We start from the raw sequence: 25,624 nt of genomic DNA on the forward strand, positions 1-25,624 counted from the left end.
GGCATGCCTGTCGAGAGCTTTATTGGGCTCTATAGCGTCAGGCCGATACTGGCGTATATTCCTGCAGAGACCCGCTGCCCTCCGCGCCGACCACGGCCATCCGCACCGCCGGGCGGCGCCCGCTCAGGTAGACGGCGAAGACCACGTCGTCCTCGTCGTGGTTGCGGAAGGCGAAGAAGCGCCAGCACAACTCGCGCCAGCTGTCGTACGGCTCCGCCTCGGCCAGCTCTCCCCGGTGGGCCCGCCAGGTGCCGCTCGACCTGAGCCTGGCCAGGGTGACCGACTCGGCCGGGCCGGGGCGCTGCTCGCAGGGGGCGCGGTAGCGCAGGCGGTCGATCAGCTCCTCGATCTCCGGCGACAGCGCCGCGAGCAGGACCAGCCCGGCGGCCAGCCACCACGAGGGCCGGATCGCGGCCTCCCAGCCCGGCACCGGCGCCCACACCGACACCACGGCCATCCCGGTCAGCACCACGGTCCTGCCGATCGAGCGCAGCCCGACCGGCGCAGAGCTCACCTCGCCGAAGCAGCCGCAGCCCGCGTCGGGCCGCCGCCTGCGCAACTCCAGCAGCACGTACGTGGACAGCGCGAAGAACGCGATTGTGCCGTACCTGAACAGCGGATATGTCGTGAGCAGCAACCCCACGGCCAGCACCAGCTCACCGGCCGCGCACCCGAGCAGCGCCGGACCCTGCCACCGTCCCGGCACCAGCACCGCCGGCCCCAGCTTGGACAGCGCCCCGGGCTCGCCGCCTGAGCCGACGGTGAACACCTTCGCCGCCATGCCCAGCAGCAGCATGACGATCAGGAGCGGAAGCTGCGACTCCAGCACGAGCCTCACCCCAATCCGATCTGCGCGTTGAAGCATCCATTGACCAGGTCGCCGCCGAGCTCCACGTAGGAGAACGGCGACAGCTCCGCGATCCGCCCGCGTGGTGAGGTGTCGCACTCCACGCATCGGTCGCAGAACCGTCCCGCCACGCACCCGCACGCCACCACCGGCACGTTGGCGCTGCGGTTCGAGCACACGTTGCTGACCTGCAACATCGACCCGACGGACAGGTACGGCAGGCCCGCGCACGACACGCCCGCCTGCCGGCAGCCGGCGTCGGCACGTTCCAGCATGGGATAGGCGGCGCCCAGCTCTTCCTGGTCGAACGTGTCCGACCAGGTGGCGGTGCCCGCGATGCGCGACTGCGTGCGCGCGTACGCCGTGGGCGCGGGCGGCACGGACCGCGCCGGGTAAGGGGGCTGCGAGGTGGCGGGCAGCAGGGCCAGGCTCGTGCCGTCGCGCCTGATGCCGATGGCGTCGAAGAGGTAGCCGGGTTCGAACTTGGGGTGGCGTACCTGCAGGCGTCCCGACGAGCGGTAGGGGATGACGATCGTGCGGTGGCCCCGGTGCGGCCCGCAGTCGAGTTCGACGGTCAGGTCCTCGCGGCCCTTGATGGACTGGATCGTCCCGGTCATACGGGTGGTGTCGGCCCAGATCCGCTCGATCACCCGGGCGCCGCGCAGGGCCCGCATCAGCACCATGGAGCCCAGGGGCAGGTCGGCGGGGGCGACGTCGGCGCCGTGCCAGGCGGTGGCCCACGGCGCGATCACCAGGCGCTCCTCGGCGCCCGCGGGAGTCTCGATGGTGATCACGTGCGGGCTGACGTCCAGCAACTCGCCGGCGACCGCGCGCAGAGGCTGGCCGCCGGCCGGATCGGGGCCGGGGACGCCGCTCTCGCGGCCCAGCGCGGCAGCGGCGAGCACCCGGCGGCGCTCAACGCTCGGATGTCCCATCCGCCCCTCCCTCGCTTGTTACTAGGTTCACACGAGTTGAGGGCGGCTCACGCCGTAGCGGCCCAGAAGAGAGCAAAATACGCATCCCCTGGGAAGTGGCTTCATCTACAGCGGCGTACAAACCACCACCGACCTTGAAGGTCCTTTATCGTCGGCGGGCCGAAACCTGAATTGCGGTTCAGGCACAAAAGGGCATCAGGCTGCGATTCTGGCCACAGTGCAGACAGTCGGCTGGGAAGACGAGTTCCGCGAGTACGTGATGGCGCGCGGGCCTGCCCTGCTGCGCGCGGCCAACCAGCTCACCGGGCATCCGCTGGACGCGGAGGATCTGTTGCAGAGCGCGCTGGCCAAGACGTACCTGGCCTGGGAGCGCATCGAGGACCGGGGCGCGCTGGACGGATACGTGCGGCGGGCCATGGTGAACATCAACATCTCGCAGTGGCGGCGGCGCAAGCTGGAGGAGTACCCGTCGGACGAGTTGCCGGAGCCTGCCCCGTCAGAGTCGGCCGTCGCCTTCTCCGAGGCTCATGAGGCGCTCGAACAGGCGTTGCGGGAGTTGCCCGAGCGCATGCGGGCCGCGATCGTGCTGCGTTACTACGAGGACATGACCGAGCCGGAGATCGCCAGGACGCTCGGGATCAGCGTCGGGACGGTCAAGAGCACGGTGTCACGCGCGATGGCCAAGCTCAGAACAGCTCTGGGAACCTAGCGGGTCGTTGTGGGCGCCGGCGGTGGCGCAGGGGCGTACGACATCCCTGATCTTGCGCAGGCTCGCCAGCAGCGTCTCCAGCTCGTCGGCGCCCAGCAGCCCGGTGAACCACTCCTCGATGTCGCTCACGTGCTGCGGCACCACGGACGCCAGCCGCTCCTGCCCGGCCTCGGTGAGCACGGCGTAGGAGGCGCGCCGGTCGCTGGGACACGCCTCCCGCCGCACCAGCCCTTCGCGTTCGAGCCGGTCGACGACTCGGGTCACGCCGCTCGTGGACAGCTGGGTCTGCGCCGCCAGGTCGCTCATCCGCAGCCGCTGCCGAGGGGAACGTGCCAATCGGATAACGGTCTCGAAGTCGACGTCCGACAACCCCGACGCGCTCAGCGCCGGCTGGAGCCGGCTCATCAGTCCGGAGTGGACCTCGGTCAGCAGTCCTACGGCGGTCAGGCGGGGGTCGTCAAAGTTCGTCACCCGCACCACCTTAGCGGACGATAGTTGACGCGCGGAATATTCCTCGTGTAGATATTTGTTGCCGCAACATACTCAACCGACCAGCCACCAAGGAGAACCCCAAATGACCACCCGCACCTGGGAGTCCCTGACCATCCCCGCCGCCGGCACCTACACCATCGACACGGCTCACACCAGCATCGGGTTCGTGGTCAAGCACATGATGGTCAGCAAGGTCCGCGGGAGCTTCGGCGGCTTCACCGGCTCGGTCACGATCGCGGACAACCCGCTTGAGTCCACCGCCGAGCTCACCATCCAGGCCGAGACCATCAACACCGGCGCCCCCGACCGCGACGGCCACCTGCGCAGCGGCGACTTCCTGGACGTCGAGAAGTACCCGCAGCTCACCTTCAAGAGCACCCGCGTCACCGCCCACTCGGGCGATGAGTTCACCGTCGTCGGCGACCTGACGATCCGCGACGTGACCAGGGAGGTCGAGCTCACGGTCGAGTACGGCGGCGCCGGCACGAACCCGTGGGGCCAGGCCGTCTGGGGCTTCTCGATCAGCACGGAGTTCGACCGCGAGGACTTCGGCCTGACCTGGAACCAGACGCTGGAGACGGGCGGCGTACTGGTCGGCAAGAAGGTCAAGATCGAGATCGAGGGCGAGGCCAACCCGGCCGCCTGACCTCTTGGGCTCGGCCAGGTTATCCACAGCCCCGAAGCCCGCCCCAACTCGGGCGGGCTTCATCCACAGGTGGTTACCCACAGGCTGTTGATAACTCTTGGTGAAGGCTCGGCGGACAACCGCTTTGCCGCCTGGCCAGAAGGCCGGTACGCTGTGCTGAGCCGCGGTGGCTACCGGGAGGATTCGCCTAGTCAGGTCTATGGCGCCGCACTGCTAATGCGGTTTGGGTTTACCGCCCATCCGGGGTTCAAATCCCCGATCCTCCGCACGTCAGAGGCCCTCTCTCCTTCCATGGGGAGAGGGCCTCTTTGGTCTTTGTGGGTCTCGTGGGCGTCATGGTGGCTCCCGGGCGTCGCAGCAGGCGGACACTGGGCGTCGGTGCCGGCTCGGGTGCGGCCGGGGAGCGCTCTTACGATGCGGTGTCCACACTCGCGCGGTGACTCGGACATTGGCCGGCTTCGAGGACGGATCGCCATGGCTTCCAGTCCTCGATGCGTTCTGTCGGGCCGCCGAGGTGCGTTGATCGCCCATGCGGGTTGCCGGCCGGGCTGGGGTTATTGATCTTCATCGGCAGTTCATCGCATGGCCCCGGCCTGTTCTTGTCGTTTTGACTAGGCTCTTTGCCACCTATTCTCTGCATTTGATCACATCGCGATAGGATGAGGTGGCGTGGCTTTGGGAGCGAATTCGCAAAAGGATGGCGCGGATGGCGGCCCCAGGATCAGTAATGATTGGCCCGGGCTCGGAGATCTGGCCGTAGATGGTATTGACGTCGATCGCGGGGCGCTGCGGGAGATCGCTGAGAAACTCGTGGTGAATCTCAATGACGTCGAAATTCCCGACTGGTGGGATGGGAAGAGTTTCAACGCCGGGGATTGGGGCAGGGCCAGCGATGTCTCGAAGATCTTTCGATCTTTCACCGATAGTTTGTACTGTATCAGCGCTGATGCAGTGATCGAGTGCATCGTAGCCGCGTGCGGTGTCGCCACTGCCGGCCAGAACTACAGTATCGCCGAAGAGAACAGCTGGCTCAACAGGCAGTCCATGTGGAACAGATGGCATTCCCCCACTGACACGGTGAGCCAATTCTCGGACACTCCGCGAAGCAGTTGGAGCAGTGTCGAAAAGGGTTATGCCGTCAGCGACCAATATCCATCGGGGAGCATCCGCGTCGACTGGGAAGGCATCGAGTTGCGTCATGACTACGACGGCCTCGACAAGGAAAAGATCAGAGAGCTGTTGATGACCGGCGACGAGGGGTCGATAAGAAGCTTCTCCAGCTCAATGACGGCGATTTCCGACGACCTGGAGACGATGGCCGGCAAGCTGCGCTCCCATGCGAGCGACGTCAGCCACAGTTGGGGCGGCGGCGCGGCAAGTAAGGCGCAAAAGGCACTGAAGGCCATTCATGACACCGTCCTTCCGCTGGCCGATATCTACAGCACCCTCGGGTCGCTCGCCCGTACGTGCGCGGATGACATCGTGGCACCGGCCAAGACGCGCTTCGATCACGCGGTGGCCGACGAGAACTGGTTCACCGACATCTTTCAGGACGACGACGACGCCTCCGCTCGGAACTACCTGAAGGGAGTCGATGCGCAGTTGACCGAACTGCTCAAGGGCTTCCCGCAGGAGGCCCGGCTCGCCCTCCCGGGGTTGATTCGGCCAGAGGACCGGCTCGTGTACTTCACCTGACATCACGGCTGACTGGCCGCCCACGGGCCTGCCGCGCCGTGTTCCCATGGCGCCGTGCCTCCCCTCCGCCGTCACCTCGTGGGAGAAGATGGCGCCTTCAGATGGGGGAGGCGCGCCGTAGACGCCAGTGCTTCCCGGTGGTTCTCCCTTTCCCGTTGTGGAGATCGTTTCGGGCTCCGGATGGCACAGGGATGGCACGGGCGGTCAGATGCGGCTCCTGCGTGGTACGAACGCGGCGATGGCCTGCGCGGTCTCTTCCTGGAGTTCTTCCGCCACGCTGGTCACGCATTTGTAGGGTGAGGCAGGATGCGTGCCCGGCGGGACGGGCGCCGCGTCAAGTGGAAGCTCTGTTGGGCCCGGACAACCTGCCTAGGCGCTTCCAGGCCGAGACGGTATTCGGGCCCTCTGGTCCGGAGCTGAGAGCTGACACGGTGAGGATGAACGTCCTCTACAAAGGCTGTGCACATCACCGCCCCTCCCAAGAGGCTCGTGGTCGAGGCTAAATGAGCCCACTGCCGCGGCGTCCATCACTCTCATGTCGCACGGACACCGCCTACCCGATCGAGCCGTCGTCCGACGTGTCCCCGATCCTCCGCAGGTAAGAGGCCCTCTCTCCAAATTGGGAGAGGGTCTCTTCGCGTTTGTGGGGTTGTGCCGGCTGCAAGCGCATCCTCGACGCGGGTGTCGGTTGCGGTCATGAACCGCGGGTACGTGACGTGCGAGCGGGGCGGCGGCCGTGGGCGTCGAGGCGATCAGGTTCCTGCCGGACACCAGCCGAACGCTCAACTCCTGGCTGTAGGTGGGCGCCTGCGTGAGGCTCGTTCGCTGTTAACGGGCCACATGGCGTCTTGTTGAGCGGCGGCGACGAAGTCCGCGAGAACCAAAGTGGCGTCTTGTACGCGGAAGGTGCCGCCACGAGCGGTCGGATCCCAGCCGTTCGCAAGGGCGTGGTCCACCACCGCACGCACATCCCCTGGCGTCGGAAACGCCGTGTCGGTGGTGCAGTAGCCCCAGGGGCCGCCCTCATAGGTGGAGAGCAGGTCCACCTGCAACGGCCGGCTGTTCTTTCCCCCGCCCCAGACACGAAGGCGGACGTATCGCCGGCAGGCGTCATCGCCTTTCGTATGGCCTACTCGCGCCGTCCATACGAACATCTGACCGCCTCTTCGCAGCGTCCGGATCCTGGTCTTCACGTGGCACCTCCTTACGGCCGGCCGTCATTGGCATGAAGCAGTCAGTTGCGCTGGGCGCCGACTTGGTCGGCCAGAAGCTCGATGTAGGTGTATTCGTCGTCCGACGTGTCTTCGTTGAACAGCGCGATGATGAGGCCCTGCTCGATCTGGGCACAGCCGATGCCGTCACTGTCCTGGTCGTCCAGGCCTCTGACCACGAACTGCGGCACTTCGTACGTCAACAGGTTCTCGTTGAACGACAACTCGTACGGGACGTCGTCAAGGAAGAGATAGTTCTCGTTGTCCAACAGGGAAACGTCATTGACCGCGGCGACCATCGCCTGAAATTCCTCGGGCCGGACACTGAAACCGTCGGGACTGACGGCCCACAGCTGACCGTCCAATCCGTAGACGGCAATCTTGGTGTACCCGGCGGACTGGATCGCCTGCTTCACCGCGTTCTGCAAGTCCTTCTGCGACATGTTGAAACCCCTCTCCTGGCTCTGCTGGCTGCGGCACCCCGTCGCGGTTGCTCGCGAAGATCCTCTTTGCCATCGTCGATCAACCTGAGCCTCTGATCAAGGGGCGCCCCCTCCGGCGCCGCCCTGCGATCCAGCGGCGCCCTCCGATGAGGACCGGTTCCGCGCAGGGGCCGCCGGTGAAGGAGTGGGCGTTCGCCGCCGTGACGGGGTCCGGTCGTGTCAGGTGACGATCCTCACCGGGATCTGATCGGCTGCTCGAACGGAGCCCACTTCACCGCCACGACCCCGCCGTACCGTTGGGCCAGCCTGCGGCGTAGAGCCTGGTCGAAGGTGGTGGTCTGGATGATGACCCGGTTGGTCTTCTCGTCGATCCACATGCTGTGAGCGGCGGGCTCGGCAAGCGGCCAGTGCTCGCGGCTGACCGTCCGGCTCAGTGCGGTCTGACTGTGCGCGACCCGCCGTACCTCCGGCACGATGTCGTACCTGATCCGTTTCCCCTCGGACCAGTACGCCTCCGAGATCACCGGAGAGGCCAGCGCGCGCCCTCGTACCGTGACATAAGGGGCGATGAGCCGGTGCGGGCTGCCAAAGGCGATGTAAGGGGGAGCGAGGTCGTCGGGGTACGCCCTGGCACGCTGCTCCGCGATTTGCAGCGCCCGGATGAAGCGCCCGAGGTCCTTATACGACCCGCGCATCCCGGGCGAGACGGGCTGGAAGTACACCTCAGCCGCGTCGGCCGTAGCCGGCTGGACGATCATCCGCAGCTCGCCGGGCAGGAACAGGGGCGCCGCCGTGACGGCGTAGACCAGGCCCAGGATGAAGATCATCTTTAATCGCATGCGCGCAGAGTGTAACGGGGGGCCGTGTCGCCGTACGGATGACGCCGTGAAGCATTTTGGCTTGGCGCGGTAAGTACAGATGACCGCATACGCCAAGGAAAAGGCCGACATGCATGACACTTTCCCGCGAAGTTATTGAGGTCGATGACACGGTCCTCATTGAGAGGTCGCTGGGTGAGCCCGAGATCTTCGCCGTCCTGTTCGACCGGCATGCGCCGCTGCTGCATCGCTACGTGACCAGACGCCTGGGTCCCAGCGAGGCGGAGGACATCGTGGCCGACACCTTTCTGGCCGCGTTTCAGCGTCGGGGTGATTATGACCGGGGCCGCGCCGACGCCAGGCCGTGGTTGTACGGCATCGCCTCCAACGTCATCGGCAAGCGCCGGCGTACCGAGATGAACCTTTATCGCGCCTACGTCCGCAGCGGTGTGCACCCGGCGGAGGTGTCGGGGCTGCGGGTGGAGGACGGGGTCGGCACTCTGGCCGTCAACCGGCCGCTGGCCCGGGCCCTGATGGGGCTCGCGCCGGCCGATCGTGACGTGCTGCTGCTCGTCGCCTGGGCCGAGCTGAGCTACCAGGAGGTCGCCGACGCGCTCGCCATCCCCGCGGGCACCGTCGCCTCACGACTCAATCGGGCCCGTCTTCAGATCCGCCAGGCACTGGCCCAGGAAGAACGACAGGGAGAATGATCATGGATGAACTGAAGAGCATGTGGGCGGCGATCCCGCCGGCCGGCCCAGAGGAGCTCGCCGGGGCGCGGCGGCGACTGCTCGATGGCATGCACCACGGGCAGCAACCGGTCCTCGCCGCTCCCCGGCGCGTTCTCACCGCTCCCCGGCTGCTGGTCGCGGCGGGGGTCGCGGCGGCGGTCGTTCTCGCGCCGCTGTTCGTCGGAACCGACACCACGGCCTACGCGGTGGCCAAGAGCCCGGACGGCACGGTCACGGTGACCGTCAACGAGCTGCGCGATCCCGCCGGACTGCAGGACAGGCTGGCGGCGGCCGGGGTCAAGGCCGACGTGACGTTCCTGGAAGAGGGTAAGTGGTGCGCGGCGCCCCGGTTCGCCAGTGTGGACCAGATGTACGACGGGGAACCGGTCGCCGGGCGGGAGGAGATGCGCAAGCTGGTCGAAGGGTCGCGTTCTGCCAAGGCCATGCGGGTGTTGTCCGTACGGACGTTCCAGATCTCCCCGGCGTACATCGAGCCTGGTGAGACGCTCGTTGTGCAGTTCCGCGACACCCCGAACGGCCCTGGGCCCTGGCGGCTCGGCGCCTGGCTGGCCAGGGCGGGTACCTCGGTGAAGCCCTGTACGCCCGTCGAACAACCCCGCTGAGAGGCGTATCACCAGCTCAGCACCAGCTCGACGAGCCGCCCGATGCCCATCGCCGTGAGCCCCCACACGATGGCCATCAAGATCGATAACACGCAGCCGCTGCACCCGTCCACTCGCTTGGCTCGGGGTAGTCCTTCGCCGGGTCCCCGCCACAACGGTCTCGGTTCCAGCAGGAGCCAGAAGATCGCCCCCAGGTCCCCGACGGTGAACAGCCAGAACCAGGCCCACCGGTTGGCGAGGCGGGGTGTGGTGAACAGCATGGTGAGGAACGCGATCAGCCAGGGGCCGGCGATCCACCAGCCGCCGGGAGACTCGAAGACCCAATCGGGTGGCGGGCCGTCGTTACTCGGCGTCCCCTTCAGGATCGGCCAGACGTCCGTGTGCCGTAGGTCGGCCATGAGGCGCGTGGTCGTGTACGGCCCCTCCTGGTCGGAGAACTCGCCCTCGATCCGGTGCCAGCTCAGCGGCGAATCCGACCACGACAGGGACGTGACCCAGTCTTCGGAGTCGCCGGTCCGGTAGTGCACCCGGTCGATCTCTCCGGCCAGTGCCGCGCCGCGGAAGTCGGCCAGCGTGCGCGAAAGGGGCGAGACGGCGGCACCCACCATCAGGAGGCCGGCGATCAGAGGGATCAACAACACCAGCCGGATCACGTACGTGGACGTGTGGAGGATGCGGGTGCGTAATTCGGAGTCCAAGCCTTGTTCCTGCCGCGAGCGGACACTGTCACTAGTAATGCCACGATACTTCGCGTGCTGCGAGCGGATCAGGCGTCGCTGTCCTCGCGAACCGCGGGGCCCCGTACGATGCGCCAGATCAGATACGACTGCAGCAGGCCGGCGGCGGTGAGGAGCACGACGAGAAGTATGGGATTCGCCGACTGAGGCGGGATTGCCCCCCACGCCCACCAGATGAGCGGGCCGAGGGGGACGGTGATGATCATGAGCACGACGCCGGACAGCAGGATCGGGTCCTGTGCGGTCAGCAAGATCACCACGGAGACGATCCCAAGAAGGGCCACGAGAGCGGCGTACACGCCGCCGATGATCGTCGCGACACGGCCGTTCCGGTAACGCCTCATCCGGTCACACTCCCTGAAAAGTCCTTCGGGGAAGGTGGAACTACCCATCGAGGCCCCGCGATATCCGCGCGCCGCTCGCGCGGTTCGGTCTCAAAAGCTGATCGTTTCTCGGTCTGGTAATCGTTTACGTGAGACGGCGGGGACTTCACCGCTACGATCCGGCCTTCGTGACAAAGGCCGTCAAGGCCCGGATCGAGAGAGGTCAGTTCAGATGTGGATCGCTTTAGGCGTGGTCGCCGCCCTGATCATCGGCGTCGTCCTGTGGTGGAAGTTCCGTGACCCGCTCAGGGGTGAAGACTTCTACAAGTTTCACGTGGAACGCACGTGGGCCTGGGAGCTCGTACTCACCGAGGAGCAGGAGCAGGCCTTCATGACCGGCCTGGACGCCTACAACGAGGAGAACACCGTCTTCCTCCACCGCGAGGCCGGGGCCCTGCGCGTCTACGACCCGTCCATGATGGTCTCGTTGTTCCTGCTCACCGAGCAGTTCGCCGCGCTGGGCCCGGGCGCGCTCGGGGACCCGGCGGGCGCCGTACGCCATCTCATCGACCGCGCCGCCCAGGCCGAGACCGGCGGGGTGCTGCATCTCGACGACGACTGGATGTCGGAGCCGGTGGACGGCATGGACAAGTACGACTTCACCGGCGCGATGATGAGTGCGACGCACGCACAGGGTGTGGACGGCGGTGTCGGCGGCTACGGGGACGAGGACGGCGGGTACGGCATGCTGACCGTGCTCACCGAGGAGCCGCAGCACGTCCGTCGCATGTACGACGACGCGCACAGCCACTCCTCGGCCGGCGAGATCCGTAACCGGCTCGACGTGTACAAGGCCGTGATCCAGGAGCCGGAGCCCGAGTTCGTGGCGGGCCTGGAGCGCGCCGATGGCGAGCGGAGCCGGTTCACCAACACGCTCATGTACGACTACGGCCGGATCCTCGCCGGGTATCGGATGATGCGTCCGCAGATGTCGTACGCACAACCTTCGGATGTCATGTCCGCCGTCATGGCGCGCATGCTCGCGGAGAACCACCCCGGCATCACCTGGACGCGCCCGCCGTCGCCCGAACAACACCAGCGCGCCCTGGACCTGATCTCCACCCGAGGCTAGCGATGCCGTTGACGGGGGAGTCTGCCCTTGAAGACCTGCACGTCGGCGGATTCCCCCGCCAGGTCGGCCGCCCACGCGATCGCCGTCCGCAGCGACGGCTCGGGGGCGTGGTACGCCTTGTCGGCCGACCACCACCAGGACTTCTCCCGCAGTGGCTCGGCCGCCAGCCCCGCCGCCGCCAGTCCGGCCGGAGGTCCGCCCCGTTCCTGGAGCTCCTGCCACTGGGCGCGGCGCAGGCGCAGGTAGAGCAGCTGTTTCAGCTCGGCGAGAACGCCGATGTCGCCGATCGCGGCCCCGGAGAGGTCCAGCGCATACAGGCGGGGGCAGGACAGGAGCGGCGCCAGATCGACGGGGCGTTCGGTGCGGAGGGTCACGAAGCGCAGGGCGGCGTGGTTCGCCAGGGGCGTCAGATCGATCGTGTCCATGGCCAGGTCGAGCAGTTCCACCGGGGTGTCCTGGAGCGGCGACAGGTCCGCACCGGGGCAGTTCGCGACGCTCACCTGCCACAACATCGGCGCACCCCGTACGGGACCGAAGTCGGCCCAGGGCGCGTTGCGTACCGAGAGCCGGTGGATGCCGTGGTGCAGGCCACGCATCGTGGTCGCGTCCGCGCCCGCCACCGTCAGCGAGTCCTCGCCCTCGTCGTCCTCGTAACCGAGGTCGATCCACAGGCCGTCCTGTTCCACCTGGTAGGACCCTGACCGCAGCGCGGTGACGTGCCGGCGCAGGAGGCTGGTCACCGAGTCGGCGACGTAGAGGGGGCCGTCGTCGTGGTGCACGCCCATGCGGATGACCTGGCCGGGGCGACCCTCGGGGCCGGGGGCCAGGTCCACGGCCAGGAAGTCGCCGAGGGTGCTGGTGGCGAACGGGATCCAGCGAGGGTGGTCGGAGGCGCGGCGGACCGCCAGCGGGGAGCCGCCCCTGCCGGTGATGAGCGGCCGGCGCAGGTGGTGACGCCAGGCACGGCCGCTCGCCCACCAGCGGTTCTCGGGGCGGCTGTTCTCTTCCACGAGGTCGAGGCCGAACCAGGGGTGCCCGGCCAGCAGCCCCTCGCCGCCGTCGCCGTCCACGTGCGCGTACAGGGCGCGCAGGTCGTCGGGGAGCCGGGCCGGGAGCCTCGACTCAAGCCAGGTTCTGCGGGCTTCGGGGAGCGCGGGCGGTGGTGCGTAGGTGTCGGCGCCGTTGAGGATGCGGTCGCGTTCACGCAGGTACGCGCCGAGCAGGGCGACGGCTTCCGCCGGGTCTCCCGCCGGGGTGGCATGGGGTGGGCCCTGCTGGAAGTCGGCGGGTTCCGGCGGGAGTGTGTGCGGGTTGAGCACGTACCGGAATCCGTGCTCGCCGTCGCGCTCCAGCGACTCGCTGATCACCGCCTCGTACCGGCCGCCGGCCTCTACCGTCAGCTCGATCGAGAGGTGGTCACTGGTCGAGCCGGTGAGGGTGTGGATGGCGCACAACTCCTCGTGCACATCGACGTCCGCCGCGCCTTCGTCGGTGGGCTCGTAGGTGAAGCCGTGATGGCCGGAACCGCCGTTCCCGGCCGCGAACCCCCGCACCTCGGCCCGCCGCCATCCCGGGGGCGCACCCGCCGTGATCTTTTCGGCCATGGTACGGAGTACATCGTCAATCACGCGTTACACCTCGTCGCCGAACGGCACTCGACATGGTCGGACCCTGCTGATGGAAGCTAACCAGTTTCCCGAGGGGACGCGACTCGGCGGCCCCGCGCGCGGGCCGCTCGTTGCGGTTGTGCGACGGCGTCGGCTCAATGTCAGAGCGCGAAAGGACGGTAGGCAAGCGCCTGATCGACGATTTGTTCCGCGGTAGGGTCGGCGCTTTCCGGCCGGAAGATCAGCTCGGCGACATATCCCGAGGGACTTGCGGAGACATCACCGGTTGAACCAGTCCTGGCCTTTGTCGGTGAGCAGGATCGCGCCGATCACGAGGGCGAGGAGGAGCCCGATGAGCATGGGGAACGCGCCGCCGGACACGAGACCGAGCAGGGCGTTGAGCACGGCCACGGCCTCGATGATCAGGACGACGACGCGTACCCAGCGGAATCGCCGAGGTGCGAGGACCCCGCACACGACCAGCACTGCAGCCACGATGAGGGAGAAGTACAGCAGGCCCTGCACCAGGCCGAGGTTCTGGACCTCCTGGCCGTGGTCGAGCCGGCCCTGTACGTCGGTCAGCAGCGCGAATCCGCCGAACGCGTTGGCGACGGCCTGGAACCAGACCCCCACGAGGGCGATCTTGATGCTTGTCGGCATACGTTCTGACGCCTGATCAGCCATCGGGTCTCCTCGCCGGGTTCTGCGATTGCCGGGGTAAACGAACTGTCCCAGGCTCGGCTCGGGACCGGTCCCGCGAAGAACCGGGCGGGACATACCTGTGGCATACCGGGCCGTGCTTTGATTTCGCCCCGAGCAAGCAAAGTCAAAGGAGAAGAAGACATGCGTAGGCTGAGGCTCGCGACCACGTTAAGTCTGGCGGCGGCGGGAACTTTCCTCCTGGTGAGTCCCGGCGCGGCGAGCGCGGTCGAGCAGGATTGCACCGTGGGAGTCGACCGCCTCGTGAAACCGCACGAAGGCTGGGCCAGGTGCGGCATCGGGGCGAAATTCCGGGTGGTCCTCGCCTGCAAGACCTCCGCTTCCGCGACGGACGCGACAAAGTACAACGGCCCCTGGGTGATGCCGCCGGGCACTTCGCGGGCCGCCTGCCCGAGCGCCAAGCCGTACATCGCCGAGGCGGGCTTCGAGCGCGACAGCTAGAGGCAGGGGCTTAATGCGTTGCGCCGCCGGATCCGGTCCCGCAGGATCATGGCAGGTCCGGACCCGGGGAGAGGTTCATGAACGAGATCCTGCTCGATTCGATCCGCCACAATAACTGGGCCACCAAGCGGCTCATCGAGTTCTGCCAGGACCAGAATCTTTCGGCCGAACAACTCGACGTTCGTGGCGTCGGCACCTTCGGCGGCATTCTTTCCACGCTTCACCACATCGTCACCTGCGACGGAAGTTATGTACGGCGACTGGCCGACACCGACCTCGCGTGGGTCGATCGTGGCGAGGACACCGATCTGCGCGAACTCCATGTCTGGGCGTCGGAGGCCGAACAGGTCTGGGAGGAGTTGCTGGCCAAGCCGATCGACGTGGAGCGCGTCATCGTCGTGGACGACGGCGCCCGCGAGGTGCATGCCGGAATCTTCATCGCCCAGGCCGTCAACCACGCCAATCACCATCGCGAGCAGGTCTGCGCCATTCTGACCGGCCTCGGCATTCAGCCGCCGGACATTCAGGCTTGGGAATATGCCTGGGCCACCGGCCGGATCTGGGATCGCGATTGATCGGACCGCCTGGGAATCGGTCTTATGATCAGCTCATGCGCGGCGGCGGGCACAGCGAGCCACTGGTGATGCTCGGTTATCTGGTGGGAATGACGGTGACGCCGTTCGTCCGGCAGTTGGCGTACTCCGTCAGCGACAGCGCCGTGCTCGGCCAGTTCCTTGTCATGTGCGAGGTGCTGTTCCCGGTCGCGTTTCTCATCGGGCTGGCCGGCCTGCTGTTCCGGGCCGGGCGGTGGTTGCTCCGGCGGTTGGTGATGCGCGGTGACGAGACCGCTTGAGGCTGCGATAAGCCTGATCAGTCACGGAGGACGAGCACGCAGACCAGCGCTCCTGCGGCGAGCAGCGGCACCCCGATCAGGATCGGCGCGCTCAGCCCCCACGCGGCCGCGACGAGCCCGCCGGCGAAGGCCCCGAGCGGGGCCGCGCCCATGACGATGGTCATCGCGGCGCTGCTGACCCGGCCGAGCAGGTCGGGCGGGGTGAGTCGTTGCCGGAGCGTGCGGGCCGCGACCGCCCACACCCCGAACGCGCCGCTGGTGATCACCAGCCCGGCGGCGGCCACGTAGGTGGAGGTGGTGAGCCCGAGCATGACCTGGCCCGCCGCCGCGCAGGCCAGGCAGGCCGTCAGGGTGGCCCTGGAGCCGATCGAGCGGGTGATCCGCGCGGCCAGGAAACCGCCGGTCAGGCCGCCGATGGCGCCCACTCCCAGCAGTACGCCGTAGGCCCAGACGGGCAGCGCGAGCACCTGGTCCACGTACAGGACGAGGATGGGGAACCAGGCGGCGTCCAGCATCGCGAACAGCCCGCCCAGCGCGACGAGGGTGCGCAGGCGGCGGTGACCCGCCAGCCAGCGCAGGCCGGCGAACGTGTCGTGCCAGATCCGGCCCTTGGGCGCGACGTCGGCGGGCTTGGGGGCGAACACGTTCGGCAGGCTGAAGATCAGGGCCGCGGCCAGCGCCAGCGCGCCGCCGTTGACCGCGAACGGGAGCACCAGCGCGACGCCGAACAGGTAGCCGCCGAGCGGCGGCCCCACCAGTTCGTTGCCCGCGACCTCGGCGTTGACCAGGCCGCCGTTGGCGCGGTCGAGGTCGTCGTCCTTGACCAGGGGCGGCAGGAGGGTGGCCGTGGCCGTGTCGCGCAGGGTCTCGCCCACCCCGCAGGCGAACGCCACCACGTACAGCAGCACCAGGCCGGCCACGTCGAACGCCAGGGCGGCCACGAGGACGGCCAGCAGCGACACGCGCGTCACATCGACGGCGACGGTCAGCCGGCGGCGGTCGAAACGATCGACCACGGCTCCGGCGAAGAAGCCGAACAACAACCACGGGATCTGCCCGGCGACCGCGATTCCGGCCACCAGGACGGGGTCCTTCGTCATGGCGGCCGCCAGCAGGGGCAGGGCCGCCATCCGGATGCCGTCGCCGAGGTTGGACAGGGCCGTCGCCCATAACAGGCGGTGGTAGGCGGGTCCGAGAGAAATCGATGCCATCACGCCACTCCCCCGATCGCTGATCTTTGTGACGAAGCTATCGCGACTTTCGATTTCCGAGATGTCCGGGGACATTCGCGAGAGGGCGGCTCATGCAGGTGCCGGTGGAGACAGGACTGTCCAAGGAATTGCTGGAACGGCTCATCGCGGCCGATGAACGTCCGTCCGGTCCCGAGGAGGTGGAGCTCTTCTCCGTGGTCGAGGAGATTCGCGGAAAAGAGGTGTTCCAGCGGACGTATCACGCGCTCGGACTGCCAGGCTACGTGCCGGGAAAGAGGGTGATGACCGGCCTGACGTTGGTCGTCACGGCATCATGGCCCTACCTCGTCAATCTCGCCCTCTGGCCATTGCCGTGGGAGATCGCCTACCGCCATTCGGCGGGAAACCTCTTCGCGCTCGGCGCGGTGGTCATCTGCATCACCACATTGTCCGTCGTCTGGTTCTCGTACGGGACGGCGATGAAGGTCGGTGGCGCGATGTCGGAACTGGTCGCCGTTCCCGAAGAGCGGGTCAGACTGCGGGAATGGCTGGTCGGCGGCTTCGACTGGTGGAAACAGTTCGTGGTCTCCCTGCCGCTGGCGGCGGTGGGTGTGGTGCTGGCCGTGATCGCGCTCGGCGACCAGGGCGGATCCTGGAGTTCACGAATCCTGCTGTTCCTGATGGGCGCCTGGCTGGGATTCCTGACCGGCAACATCCTTTACTGGCTGCTGGCGGGAGCACGCATTCCCGGGCGGCTGATGAAATGCGGGAGATTGCGCATGGCCTGGATCGACCCGGCGAGCACCCCGGCGATCAGGGACCTGTGCCGCTCCTACGCGTTCGTCGCCGCGGGACTGGCGGTCACGGTGCTGGTCTCCGAGGTGGTCGCGGCGGTCTACGCGAGCAGGCAACAGTCCGAGGTGGCCGCGGACGTCGTCGTCGCCCTGCCGGTGATCATGGTGCTGGTCGCCCTGTACGTCGGCGTGTGGCCCTATGTGATGATCGCCCGCCTCGTACGCAACCAGATCGACCTCATACTCCACCCGATGCGCGCGCAACTGAGAGAACCGCCGCCGGACCTGTTGACCAGCCCGGGATTCGACGAGCTGGTCAAGGTCTACCAGTACTTCGGCACTCTCAGAACGCTGCCCATCAAGACCTCGGCACTGCTGCAGTACGTGGCGGGCATCGCGGCCTCGCTCCTGGTCTTCTTCGTCCAGCGCTATCTGACCTCGGACTGACCCGCGGCGGGGCCGTGCCCGCCTATTCCTGAAGGACCGACAGGATGTTCCCGGAAGGGTCGGTGAACCAGGCGATCGGTGGGCCGTCCTCGCCCCGGGAGATGCCGTGCTCGTCCTGCTCGAAGCCCTCGTAACGCAGGAACCGCACCCCTCGCCCCGTCAGCTCCCGCACCGCCTTGTCGATGTCCTCGACGGGGAAGTTCAGGATCGTGAACGTGGCGGGCACGTGGGCCTCGCCCTTCGGGTAGGCCAGGACCTCGGTGCCGCCGCCGACGTCCAGCGTCAGCATGCCGTGCACCTCCTCGACCCGGAGGCCCAGCGTCTTGGCGTAGAACTCCTTCGCGGCCTCGGTGTCGTGCACCGAGAACCCGCTGTACGCCTTTGTCGTGCCGAACACGGCTACATCCCCTTCCGGTGTTCCTCGCTGATCTGGATGATCTGCACGTAGTTGCCGTCCGGGTCGATCGCGGTGGCGAACAGGCTGCCGTCGCGGTCCTCCAGCTCGGCCAGCCACTGCACGCCTGCCTTCTCCATGCGGGCAACCACCTCGCGGGCGTCGCCCACGTCGAAGTTCAGGATCACCCTGCCGGGCTCGGGATTCTTGTCGGCCACGTCCGCCCGGGTGTCGATGAACAGGTAAAACTCCCCGAACTTGAGCACCCCGTACTGGTTGACGTCGGAGTTGTCCTGCGGGTCGAGCGCGGAGACGTACCAGGCGCGCAGCCGCTCGGGGTCGGTGCTGGACAGCAGCAGGCTGCCCAGGACGGGTCGCGTCATCACGAACTCCTCTGTGTCGTCGGCGCACAAATGTGCCTTCCAACGACAGACCCGGCGGCCGGCGAAAACTCATCGCCGACCGCCGGGTGTTTTGGACTAAGCCTGTCAGCCGGTTCGGAGCGTGAGCCCGTACACGCTCAGTGCCTCATTGACCGGCTGGTGGTACGTCGTGCCGCCGACGGAGCAGTTGCCCGAACCGCCGGACGTCATGCCCTGCGCCTGGCTGCCCGAGATGAACGAGCCGCCGGAGTCGCCGGGCTGGGCGCACGCGCTGGTGCGGGTCAGGCCGTTAACGGTGCCCTGCGCGTACCGGACACTGGCGTTGTGCTGCTGGATGGTGCCGCAGCGCCAGCCGGTGGTGGAGCCGGAACGGCAGATCGACGAGCCGACGGAGGCCTGGGTGGAGCCTCGTACGGTCACGTTCGCGCCACCGGAGCCGCGCACGTACGGCGTGGCGGTGTTGCCGGGAGCGGCGACCCAGGCGTAGTCGTTGCCCGGGAAGGACGAGCCCTGGAAGGTGCCGGTCGGGCTGCTGGTCGCGGCGCCGGCCCGGCCGCAGTGCCCTGCCGTGGTGAAGCCGGGCGTGCTGCCCCTGGTGACCGCGAAGCCGACGCTGCACCGGCTGCCGCCGATGTAGTAGGCCGCGCCGCCGATGATGTTGATGAACGTCGTCGGCTGCTCGGCCGTCGCCGCCACGGTGACGGCGCTCTTGTCCACGTCAGTCGCCGCGACGAGGGCCTGGGCGGCCTCGACCGTGGGTGCCTGGACGGAGACGGTGTTGGTCTTCACATCGACGAACCAGAGCGTGGCGCCGTCCTTGGCCTGCTGAGGGGCCTGGTCGAGCGCCTGCATGATGCCGTTGAGCTGGTCCAGCGAACGCGAGACCACGACGGGCTGGGCGCCCTGCGCCTCGATGGCCTTGGTGGTCGCCGGGTCCGTGGTGGCGACCATGAACTTGGAGGCGTCGTCGTTCAGCCAGGCGCCGCCGTACGAGCTGCCCAGTGCGGTGGTCAGGCTCGCTTCGGCGGCCATGGCCCGCTCTTCGTTGGCCAGGCGGGTGATGACCTGGGCCTCGGAGAGACCGAGGTCGCGCTCGAGAGCGTCGATCATGGAGGGGGGTGCGGGGGTGGCGGCTTGTGGCGCCTTTTCAGCTGCTGCAGCGCTGAGGGGGGTGGCCAGGCAGACGGCGAGGATGGCGCCGCCTACCAGCGCACAGCGTTTACTCAACATGTGCACTCCTCGGGTGGGGGTGCTGTCAAGCTAGCGGTTGCTACGCCCCGTGCTTAGATACCAAATGGGAGATATTTCGGTGTTATGGGTGCTTTTCGGGCTGGGCCCCCATGGGGGAATTCGCCGCCTTTAAGGTGCGGGGCCTGATGGGTGGCTAAGGTCCCTGGGCTGGAGGTGTTCTCTGTGCGTAATGGTGTTCGTCATTGGCTCGGCGCCGGCGCGGGATTGGCGGCGACGCTGCTGTTCGCGGCCGGTTTCATGGCCTGGGAACGCCCGGTCGCCGAGTGGGCCGGCTGGGCCGCCCTCATCGGTGTCCTGGTCCTGGGCGGAGTCCTGGCGGGGTCGCGGATCTCCCCGGTCGCGTCACTGCTGTGCGGTCTGCTCCTGCTCTCAGGAGGCGCATTGTCATTCGTGCCCTGGTTGTGGCGAGATCTGGTGCCTGAGGCTTATTACGAGGCAGTCAAGAATCTCTTCGAGGCGTACTTCTGGCCGACCGGAATCGTGCTGGTGAGCGCCTCGGTATTCCCCTCCCGCTGGCGGGCGGCCACCCGGTCGCAGCCGCCCGCCGAGGAGGTGAAGGAGGAGATCCCTGAGCCGCCGCCGCTGCCCAAGCGCATCCCGCCCCGCTACTGACGACTCCGGGCCACCAGCAGGGCGATCAGCAGGTACGGCAGGGCCAGCAGGGCGAAGGTCACTCCGTGCGAGGCGTACGACGACGCCGCCCCGTACGCGGTGTAGACCCCCAGCGTCATGACGTTGGTGCCCAGCCCGGCGACCGAGGTCACGGTGGCCCTGGCCGAACCGGTGATCCGCGCCTGCAACCGCGCGTCGGCCAGCACCTGGGCGAGCTGGAACGTCCCGAAGGCCAGCGCGATCGCCACGAACCCGGCCGGACGCCCGCTGATCGCCCCCACCGCCATCGCGGCGGTCGCCAGGGCGAGCAGCAGGGCGTACGGGCGGGACGGCAGGCGCTCGGCCGGCTCCGCCAGCAGTCCGCCCGCCGTGATGCCGACCCAGACCAGCAGGACCAGCAGCGGGATGGTGGCCGTGGAGACCCCGGTCTCGGCGGCGAGATACGGGACGTACTCCTCCAGCGCGCCCCAGATCGCGGTCACGAGGGCGACCAGCAGGACCGCGTGCCGCACGCCACGGTCCCGGCGGACCAGCCCGGCCCCCTCCTTGAGTATCGCCAGGTAGCCCAGGCTCCGCTCGCCGCCGCGCGGCCGGTGCTCGGGCAGCGTCAGCGCCGTGACCGCGGTCAGCACGCAGGCCAGCACGCTGGCCGCGCCCACCGCGGCATAGCCGCCGGCCGCGAAGACGGGCGCGGCCAGGCCGATCGCCGCCGCGGCCGCCGCCAGGGCGAAGGCGTTGGCCCGGCCCATGACGCCGGCGTACCGGTGCTCCTGGCCGCGCCGCTCCAACTCCTCGTACGCCAGCGCCTCGTACGCGCCCGACACCAGCGCTTCGCCCGCGCCCCACAACACGAAACCGGCCGCGAACATCCAGTAGGAGGGCAACAACACCCACAACGCGAAGCCGAGGCCGATCAGCAGCGGGCCGAGGAACAGCAGCAGGCGCCTGGAGACGGCGTCGGCCCAGGCGCCGGAGGGGATCTCCAGCACCAGCCCCGTCACCGACCAGATCGCGAACAGCGTGGAGACCTGGGCGACGGAGAGCCCGGTGTCGGTGAACAGGAGCGCGTACACCGGGTAGATCAGGATGAATTCACTGAGGAACGCGTAAGCGTACAGCGATATGACAAGCATGGGACCTTCCGGGGGATGAGCAGGGACTCCGGGTGCTTGCCGCCCCGGAGGCCCGCGCGTCCCGCGCCGGCCCCTCGTTATGGATCAATGTCGCCAGGTCATACGGGCGATTCTAAGCGGATACGTCCCCGATGCGCACTCGAAAAGAACGCCGCTCCAGCGCCTCCAGCGTGGCCGTCATGAGCTGCTCCAGCGGTACGGGCAACTCCGCGTCCAGCTCGCGCACGGCCCGTTCGGTGGCCGCCCACTCGGCTTCGATGAGGGGCAGCGCGGCACGGGCCTTGGCGGTGAGGTGGACGATGCGGTGGCGGGCGTCGGAGCCCTTCTCCAGGGTGACGAAGCCGTCGCGGCGCATCTGCACCACCGTCTGGCTGGCCGCCGAGTGGGTCACGCCGATCGCCCCCGCCAGGTCGCGGATGGCCAGCGGACCCTCCGCGACCAGCGTGCGCACGACGGGTGAATAACGCGGCCGGTATTCGGGCAGGCCGTGCTCGGCGTAGATGCCGGCGACGGCGCCGTCCATCGTCTCGTGCACGTGGCGCATCAAGGTACCCAGTCCGATCACGCCCGACAATGTAACAGCGCTATCAGGTGGGTCGTGGGCCGTCGTCGTCGTCCAGCGCGCTGAGCACGCGTTCAAAGGCGTCGCCCACCGGGCGCAGCGCCTGTGAGAACGCGTTGACGAGCGGACCGAAGATCTCGCTGACCTCGGTCATGAGATCGGGACTCTTGTCTTCTGGAGGCGCCCAGCGCATCGCGTCCGCGCTCAGGGTCTCCCACTCGTCGACGACACCGTCGATGGCGTCGAGCACGTGATCAGGATCTCTTGGCATGACCGTTCTCCGTGCAGGCCGTGAAGGAGGGGTCGATATACCTCCACGGTACTTCAGACGGGCACGGAAGATGGGCACGGAAGATGGGCACGGAAGATGGGCACGGAAGATGGGCACGGAAGACGGGCACGGAAGACGGGCAGGGAACTTCAGACGGGAACGGACACGCCTACCCCGCCTCGGGTCTGGGCGCCGTACCGCTGTTTGTCGGCGGTCAGGTCGAGCGGGCGGATACTGGCACGGGCGGCGAGGATCTCCTCGGTCAGCAGCGCGGCGGGCACCAGCCACGACACCTCGAACTCCAGCCCGTCGGGGTCGCGCGCGTACAGCGCCTTGGTCGTGCTGTGGTCGGAGGAGCCGACGAGCGCGCCCAGTTCGGTCAGCTTGGCCTGCGTGCGCTCCAGCTCCTCCAGGGTGTCGACCTCCCACGCCAGGTGGTAGAGGCCGACGGAGGTGTGCCCGGCGGTCGAGGCGGCGGCGTTCTCGCCGATCTGGAACAGGCCGAGGTCGTGGTCGTTGGAGGAGCCGGGGGCCTGGAGGAAGGCGGCGCCGCGCATGCCCATGACGACCTCGAAGCCGAGGGCCTCCCGGTAGAAGGCGACACTCCGCTCCACGTCGCGAACGTAAAGGACCGCGTGGTTGAGCCGCTGCACCGGCATGATCTGCCCCTTTCCAAGGAGTCCAAGGTCAAGTATATGAGCCTTCAACTAATTTGCGGGGGTACGTCGGACAGGGCCGGATTTGTTCGCTCGGTCGGGGACACGCGGGGGAAGTAGCGCGCGAAGTGTCGGGCCGAGGCCGTAGTGTCCTGCGGGTACCCGACCGAGGAGAGGCCGATGCACGACACCGAAGAGGCGCTGTTCAGGGCTGTTCACGGGATCGCCGGCCGGTTCGCCGGCCAGCCCGTCCCCGTGGTGATGGACGCTTTGCTGCGCCACCTGCCCAAGGCTCCCGGCCTCGAGGTGACCGAGATCAGGAAGATCGCCGAGGAGATCAGCGTAGGGCGTGATCCCTCGGGCTTGTGAACAACTGATCGCCAGGGGAGCATCGGAACCATGTACGAGCCAACCCCTGACGACCGATTCACCTTCGGTCTGTGGACGGTCGGCTGGCAGGCGCGCGATCCGTTCGGGGACGCCGCTCGGGCGCCCCTCGACCCCGTCGAGAGCGTGCATCGCCTGGCCGAACTGGGGGCCTACGGCGTCACCTTCCACGACGACGACCTGCTCGCCGTCGAACGCGATCGCGAGCGGGCGGTCGCGTTGTTTCGGAAAGCGCTTGCCGAAACTGGGCTGAAAGTGCCCATGGCCACCACGAACCTGTTCACCCATCCCGTCTTCCGCGACGGCGCCTTCACCAGCAACGACCGTGACGTGCGCCGATACGCCCTGCGCAAGGTCATGCGCAACCTCGACCTGGCCGCCTCCCTGGGCGCCTCGACCTACGTGTGCTGGGGCGGCAGGGAGGGGGCCGAGTCCGACGCGGCCAAGGACGTACGCGCCGCGCTGGCCCGCTACAAGGAGGCCATCGACCTGCTGTGCGCCTACGTACGTGAGCGCAAGCACGACATCCGCTTCGCCATCGAGCCCAAGCCGAACGAGCCCCGCGGCGACATCCTGCTGCCCACGATCGGCCACGCCCTGGCCTTCATCGGCGAGCTGGAACATCCGGAGATGGTGGGCCTCAACCCTGAGGTGGGCCACGAGCAGATGGCCGGGCTCAACTTCGTGCACGGAATCGCCCAGGCGCTGTGGCACGGCAAGCTCTTCCACATCGACCTCAACGGCCAGCACGGCCCCAAGTACGACCAGGACCTGATCTTCGGCCACGGCGACCTGAAGAGCGCCTTCTTCCTGGTCGACCTGCTGGAACACGGGGGCTACGACGGCCCACGCCACTTCGACTACAAGCCGCTGCGCACCGAGGACCCCGCCGACGTGTGGGTCTCGGCCGCCGCCAACATGCGCACGTACCTGATCCTGAAGGAGAAGGCGCGGGGGTTCCGGGCCGATCCGGAGGTCCGGGAGGCGCTGCGGGCCTCCAGGGTCGAGGAGCTCGGGCTGCCCACCCTCAACCGCGGCGAGACGCTGGCCGATCTCGCGGCGGACGACTTCGATCCCGAGGCGGCAGGCCGGCGCGGATACCATTTCTCGCATCTGAACCAGCTTGCGCTGGAGCACTTGTTAGGAGTTCGTGGGTGACGCTGGTCGCTGGGGTCGATTCCTCCACGCAGAGTTGCAAGGTCGTCATTCGAGACGCGGAGACGGGAGAGCTGGTACGGCAGGGCCGCGCCACGCACCCGGCGGGCACCGAGGTGCACCCGTCCCACTGGTGGAGCGCGTTACTGCTGGCCATCGAGGAGGCCGGCGGGCTGGACGGCGTGGCCGCCATCAGTGTGGGCGGGCAGCAGCACGGCATGGTCTGTCTAGACGAAACCGGAAATGTCGTACGCGATGCCCTGCTGTGGAACGACACCCGCTCCGCTCAGGCCGCCACCGACCTGATCTCCGAGCTGGGCGGGCCGCAGGCGTGGGCCGACGGCGTGGGCTCGGTGCCGGTCGCCTCGTTCACGGTCACCAAGCTGCGCTGGCTGGCCGAGCACGAGCCGGACAACGCCCGCCGCACGGCCGCCGTGTGCCTGCCGCACGACTGGCTCACCTGGCGGTTGTCGGGAGCCCTGGCCTCCGGCGTGCCCTTCAGCGCGGAGGGCTGGTCCGACGCGCCGCTGCCGCCCCTGGACCATCTGGTCACCGACCGGGGTGACGCCTCGGGCACGGGTTACTGGTCGCCGGCGACCGGCGCGTACCGGACCGACCTGCTCAAGGCCGCCTTCGGCGCGGTCCCGCTGCTGCCCAGGGTGCTGGGGCCGGCCGAAGAGGCGACCGGGGGCGCGGTGCTGATCGCGCCGGGCACGGGCGACAACATGGCCGCCGCGCTCGGCGTGGGCGCCAGGCCGGGTGACGTCGTGGTGTCGCTGGGCACCTCGGGCACGGTGTTCGCGGTCGCGGAGACGCCGAGCGCCGACCCCTCGGGGCTGGTGGCGGGCTTCGCCGACGCGACGGGGCACTACCTGCCGCTGGTGTGCACGCTCAACGCCGCCCGCGTCATGGACGCCGCCGCCCGCATCGCCGGGGTCGGGCTCGACGAGCTGAGCTCCCTGGCACTCCAGGCGCCGCCGGGGGCCGACGGGCTCACCCTGGTGCCCTACCTCGAAGGCGAGCGGACCCCCAACAGGCCCACCGCCACCGGCTCCATCCACGGCCTCACCCTGTCCACCTCGACCCCCGCCCACCTGGCGCGGGCGGCCATCGAGGGCATGTTGTGCGGCCTGGCGGACGCGCTGGACGCGCTGGCGATGCGGCCGGAGCGGGTGCTGCTGATCGGCGGCGCGGCCCGCTCGGAGGCCGTGCGCCGGATCGCGCCGACCATCTTCGGCGTCCCGATCTCGGTGCCGCCGCCCGCCGAGTACGTCGCGGACGGCGCGGCGTACCAGGCGGCCACGCTGGTGACGACCCCGGACTGGCGTTCGGGGGACACGGCCACCTACGAGGGCGAGGCGGTCCCGCGGATCCGCGAGCGCTACGCCCGCGCGACCGGCCACATCCTCGACTGACAACCACCCGG

Annotated in this window: 31 protein-coding genes and 1 tRNA gene; 15 read left to right on the top strand and 17 right to left on the bottom strand. The window is 68.2% G+C overall.

What is annotated here, in order from left to right; translation table 11 throughout:
* Positions 1–37 precede the first annotated feature (37 nt).
* Both AB0I81_RS10155 and AB0I81_RS10160 read right to left on the bottom strand, forming a co-directional pair.
* Positions 38–829, bottom strand: coding sequence for a MauE/DoxX family redox-associated membrane protein (locus AB0I81_RS10155; RefSeq protein ID WP_360653115.1), 792 nt, complete (start codon positions 827–829; stop codon positions 38–40).
* A gap of 5 nt (positions 830–834) precedes the next feature.
* Positions 835–1,782 carry a hypothetical protein gene (locus AB0I81_RS10160; RefSeq protein WP_360653118.1) on the bottom strand — a complete coding sequence of 316 codons (948 nt, stop codon included), beginning with the start codon at positions 1,780–1,782 and terminating at the stop codon, positions 835–837.
* 217 nt (positions 1,783–1,999) lie between these two features.
* On the opposite strand from AB0I81_RS10160, the gene AB0I81_RS10165 reads away from it, so the two are divergent.
* Entirely contained in the window at positions 2,000–2,491 is a 492-nt protein-coding gene (locus AB0I81_RS10165) for a SigE family RNA polymerase sigma factor (RefSeq protein ID WP_360653121.1), read from the top strand.
* Here the strand turns inward: AB0I81_RS10165 and AB0I81_RS10170 are convergent.
* Complete coding sequence (locus tag AB0I81_RS10170; RefSeq protein ID WP_360653124.1) at positions 2,450–2,962, bottom strand: MarR family transcriptional regulator; 513 nt, start codon at positions 2,960–2,962, stop codon at positions 2,450–2,452. The two genes, AB0I81_RS10165 and AB0I81_RS10170, sit on opposite strands and share 42 nt — an antisense overlap.
* A gap of 103 nt (positions 2,963–3,065) precedes the next feature.
* On the opposite strand from AB0I81_RS10170, the gene AB0I81_RS10175 reads away from it, so the two are divergent.
* From AB0I81_RS10175 to AB0I81_RS10185, 3 genes are all read left to right on the top strand, one after another.
* A complete protein-coding gene (locus AB0I81_RS10175; RefSeq protein ID WP_360653127.1) occupies positions 3,066–3,629 on the top strand; it encodes a YceI family protein in 564 nt (187 codons plus the stop codon).
* Between the two features lie 176 nt (positions 3,630–3,805).
* Positions 3,806–3,895, top strand: a tRNA-Ser gene (locus AB0I81_RS10180).
* A gap of 403 nt (positions 3,896–4,298) precedes the next feature.
* On the top strand, positions 4,299–5,324 hold the full coding sequence (locus AB0I81_RS10185; protein ID WP_360653130.1) for a hypothetical protein: 1,026 nt from the start codon (positions 4,299–4,301) through the stop codon (positions 5,322–5,324).
* A gap of 1,234 nt (positions 5,325–6,558) precedes the next feature.
* Here the strand turns inward: AB0I81_RS10185 and AB0I81_RS10190 are convergent.
* Positions 6,559–6,978 carry a profilin gene (locus tag AB0I81_RS10190; RefSeq protein ID WP_360653133.1) on the bottom strand — a complete coding sequence of 140 codons (420 nt, stop codon included), beginning with the start codon at positions 6,976–6,978 and terminating at the stop codon, positions 6,559–6,561.
* Between the two features lie 233 nt (positions 6,979–7,211).
* Positions 7,212–7,817 (bottom strand): hypothetical protein, encoded by a 606-nt coding sequence (locus AB0I81_RS10195; protein WP_360653136.1) that lies wholly within the window; start codon positions 7,815–7,817, stop codon positions 7,212–7,214.
* A gap of 113 nt (positions 7,818–7,930) precedes the next feature.
* Here AB0I81_RS10195 and AB0I81_RS10200 point away from each other — a divergent pair, with 113 nt between their 5' ends.
* Both AB0I81_RS10200 and AB0I81_RS10205 read left to right on the top strand, forming a co-directional pair.
* Positions 7,931–8,506 carry an RNA polymerase sigma factor gene (locus tag AB0I81_RS10200; RefSeq protein ID WP_360653139.1) on the top strand — a complete coding sequence of 192 codons (576 nt, stop codon included), beginning with the start codon at positions 7,931–7,933 and terminating at the stop codon, positions 8,504–8,506.
* 2 nt (positions 8,507–8,508) lie between these two features.
* Positions 8,509–9,150 carry a hypothetical protein gene (locus tag AB0I81_RS10205; protein WP_360653142.1) on the top strand — a complete coding sequence of 214 codons (642 nt, stop codon included), beginning with the start codon at positions 8,509–8,511 and terminating at the stop codon, positions 9,148–9,150.
* An 8-nt stretch (positions 9,151–9,158) separates the two neighbouring features.
* Here the strand turns inward: AB0I81_RS10205 and AB0I81_RS10210 are convergent, their stop codons facing one another.
* Together AB0I81_RS10210 and AB0I81_RS10215 are read right to left on the bottom strand one after the other, a co-directional pair.
* Positions 9,159–9,848 carry a hypothetical protein gene (locus AB0I81_RS10210; protein ID WP_360653144.1) on the bottom strand — a complete coding sequence of 230 codons (690 nt, stop codon included), beginning with the start codon at positions 9,846–9,848 and terminating at the stop codon, positions 9,159–9,161.
* Between the two features lie 68 nt (positions 9,849–9,916).
* Positions 9,917–10,231, bottom strand: a complete 315-nt coding sequence (locus AB0I81_RS10215; protein WP_360653147.1) for a hypothetical protein — start codon at positions 10,229–10,231, stop codon at positions 9,917–9,919.
* Positions 10,232–10,442: 211 nt separating this feature from the next.
* On the opposite strand from AB0I81_RS10215, the gene AB0I81_RS10220 reads away from it, so the two are divergent.
* Positions 10,443–11,342: a hypothetical protein gene (locus tag AB0I81_RS10220; RefSeq protein WP_360653150.1), complete on the top strand. Its 900-nt coding sequence runs from the start codon at positions 10,443–10,445 to the stop codon at positions 11,340–11,342.
* Here AB0I81_RS10220 and AB0I81_RS10225 read toward each other — a convergent pair.
* Positions 11,339–12,946 (bottom strand): SMI1/KNR4 family protein, encoded by a 1,608-nt coding sequence (locus AB0I81_RS10225; RefSeq protein ID WP_360653153.1) that lies wholly within the window; start codon positions 12,944–12,946, stop codon positions 11,339–11,341. The two genes, AB0I81_RS10220 and AB0I81_RS10225, sit on opposite strands and share 4 nt — an antisense overlap.
* Before the next feature lie 282 nt (positions 12,947–13,228).
* On the bottom strand, positions 13,229–13,633 hold the full coding sequence (locus AB0I81_RS10230; protein ID WP_360653155.1) for a hypothetical protein: 405 nt from the start codon (positions 13,631–13,633) through the stop codon (positions 13,229–13,231).
* A 261-nt stretch (positions 13,634–13,894) separates the two neighbouring features.
* Between AB0I81_RS10230 and AB0I81_RS10235 the strand changes: the two genes are divergently transcribed.
* From AB0I81_RS10235 to AB0I81_RS10245, 3 genes are all read left to right on the top strand, one after another.
* Complete coding sequence (locus AB0I81_RS10235; protein WP_360653158.1) at positions 13,895–14,110, top strand: hypothetical protein; 216 nt, start codon at positions 13,895–13,897, stop codon at positions 14,108–14,110.
* Positions 14,111–14,187: 77 nt separating this feature from the next.
* Entirely contained in the window at positions 14,188–14,685 is a 498-nt protein-coding gene (locus AB0I81_RS10240; protein ID WP_360653161.1) for a DinB family protein, read from the top strand.
* A 35-nt stretch (positions 14,686–14,720) separates the two neighbouring features.
* Positions 14,721–14,963: a hypothetical protein gene (locus AB0I81_RS10245; protein ID WP_360653164.1), complete on the top strand. Its 243-nt coding sequence runs from the start codon at positions 14,721–14,723 to the stop codon at positions 14,961–14,963.
* 17 nt (positions 14,964–14,980) lie between these two features.
* Here AB0I81_RS10245 and AB0I81_RS10250 read toward each other — a convergent pair whose 3' ends face one another.
* Positions 14,981–16,174: an MFS transporter gene (locus AB0I81_RS10250; protein ID WP_360653167.1), complete on the bottom strand. Its 1,194-nt coding sequence runs from the start codon at positions 16,172–16,174 to the stop codon at positions 14,981–14,983.
* A gap of 92 nt (positions 16,175–16,266) precedes the next feature.
* On the opposite strand from AB0I81_RS10250, the gene AB0I81_RS10255 reads away from it, so the two are divergent.
* Positions 16,267–17,394 (top strand): hypothetical protein, encoded by a 1,128-nt coding sequence (locus tag AB0I81_RS10255; protein WP_360653170.1) that lies wholly within the window; start codon positions 16,267–16,269, stop codon positions 17,392–17,394.
* Positions 17,395–17,416: 22 nt separating this feature from the next.
* Here AB0I81_RS10255 and AB0I81_RS10260 read toward each other — a convergent pair whose 3' ends face one another.
* From AB0I81_RS10260 to AB0I81_RS10270, 3 genes are all read right to left on the bottom strand, one after another.
* A complete protein-coding gene (locus AB0I81_RS10260; protein WP_360653173.1) occupies positions 17,417–17,791 on the bottom strand; it encodes a VOC family protein in 375 nt (124 codons plus the stop codon).
* Between the two features lie 2 nt (positions 17,792–17,793).
* Positions 17,794–18,171, bottom strand: a complete 378-nt coding sequence (locus tag AB0I81_RS10265; RefSeq protein WP_360653175.1) for a VOC family protein — start codon at positions 18,169–18,171, stop codon at positions 17,794–17,796.
* A gap of 105 nt (positions 18,172–18,276) precedes the next feature.
* Positions 18,277–19,281, bottom strand: a complete 1,005-nt coding sequence (locus AB0I81_RS10270; protein ID WP_360653177.1) for a S1 family peptidase — start codon at positions 19,279–19,281, stop codon at positions 18,277–18,279.
* A 270-nt stretch (positions 19,282–19,551) separates the two neighbouring features.
* On the opposite strand from AB0I81_RS10270, the gene AB0I81_RS10275 reads away from it, so the two are divergent.
* Positions 19,552–20,034, top strand: a complete 483-nt coding sequence (locus tag AB0I81_RS10275) for a hypothetical protein (RefSeq protein WP_360653180.1) — start codon at positions 19,552–19,554, stop codon at positions 20,032–20,034.
* On the opposite strand, the gene AB0I81_RS10280 is transcribed toward AB0I81_RS10275, so the two are convergent.
* The 4 genes from AB0I81_RS10280 to AB0I81_RS10295 all read right to left on the bottom strand — a co-directional run bounded on the left by AB0I81_RS10280 (position 20,028) and on the right by AB0I81_RS10295 (position 22,659).
* Complete coding sequence (locus AB0I81_RS10280) at positions 20,028–21,167, bottom strand: MFS transporter (protein WP_360653183.1); 1,140 nt, start codon at positions 21,165–21,167, stop codon at positions 20,028–20,030. The two genes, AB0I81_RS10275 and AB0I81_RS10280, sit on opposite strands and share 7 nt — an antisense overlap.
* A 112-nt stretch (positions 21,168–21,279) precedes the next feature.
* Positions 21,280–21,732: a MarR family transcriptional regulator gene (locus tag AB0I81_RS10285; protein WP_360653186.1), complete on the bottom strand. Its 453-nt coding sequence runs from the start codon at positions 21,730–21,732 to the stop codon at positions 21,280–21,282.
* 22 nt (positions 21,733–21,754) lie between these two features.
* Positions 21,755–22,000, bottom strand: coding sequence for a hypothetical protein (locus AB0I81_RS10290; RefSeq protein WP_360653189.1), 246 nt, complete (start codon positions 21,998–22,000; stop codon positions 21,755–21,757).
* A gap of 149 nt (positions 22,001–22,149) precedes the next feature.
* Complete coding sequence (locus AB0I81_RS10295; RefSeq protein WP_360653191.1) at positions 22,150–22,659, bottom strand: VOC family protein; 510 nt, start codon at positions 22,657–22,659, stop codon at positions 22,150–22,152.
* Between the two features lie 177 nt (positions 22,660–22,836).
* Here AB0I81_RS10295 and AB0I81_RS10300 point away from each other — a divergent pair, with 177 nt between their 5' ends.
* From AB0I81_RS10300 to AB0I81_RS10310, 3 genes are read left to right on the top strand one after another with little or no spacing between them, the layout of a single operon-like run.
* Positions 22,837–23,025, top strand: coding sequence for a hypothetical protein (locus AB0I81_RS10300; RefSeq protein WP_138690643.1), 189 nt, complete (start codon positions 22,837–22,839; stop codon positions 23,023–23,025).
* 30 nt (positions 23,026–23,055) lie between these two features.
* A complete protein-coding gene (gene xylA, locus AB0I81_RS10305; RefSeq protein WP_360653194.1) occupies positions 23,056–24,201 on the top strand; it encodes a xylose isomerase in 1,146 nt (381 codons plus the stop codon).
* On the top strand, positions 24,198–25,613 hold the full coding sequence (locus AB0I81_RS10310) for an FGGY family carbohydrate kinase (protein ID WP_360653197.1): 1,416 nt from the start codon (positions 24,198–24,200) through the stop codon (positions 25,611–25,613). Before xylA ends, AB0I81_RS10310 begins: the two co-directional genes overlap by 4 nt.
* The last annotated feature ends 11 nt before the right edge of the window (positions 25,614–25,624 follow it).

It is taken from the genome of Nonomuraea sp. NPDC050404 (assembly GCF_040655495.1).
Taxonomy (GTDB): Bacteria; Actinomycetota; Actinomycetes; order Streptosporangiales; family Streptosporangiaceae; genus Nonomuraea.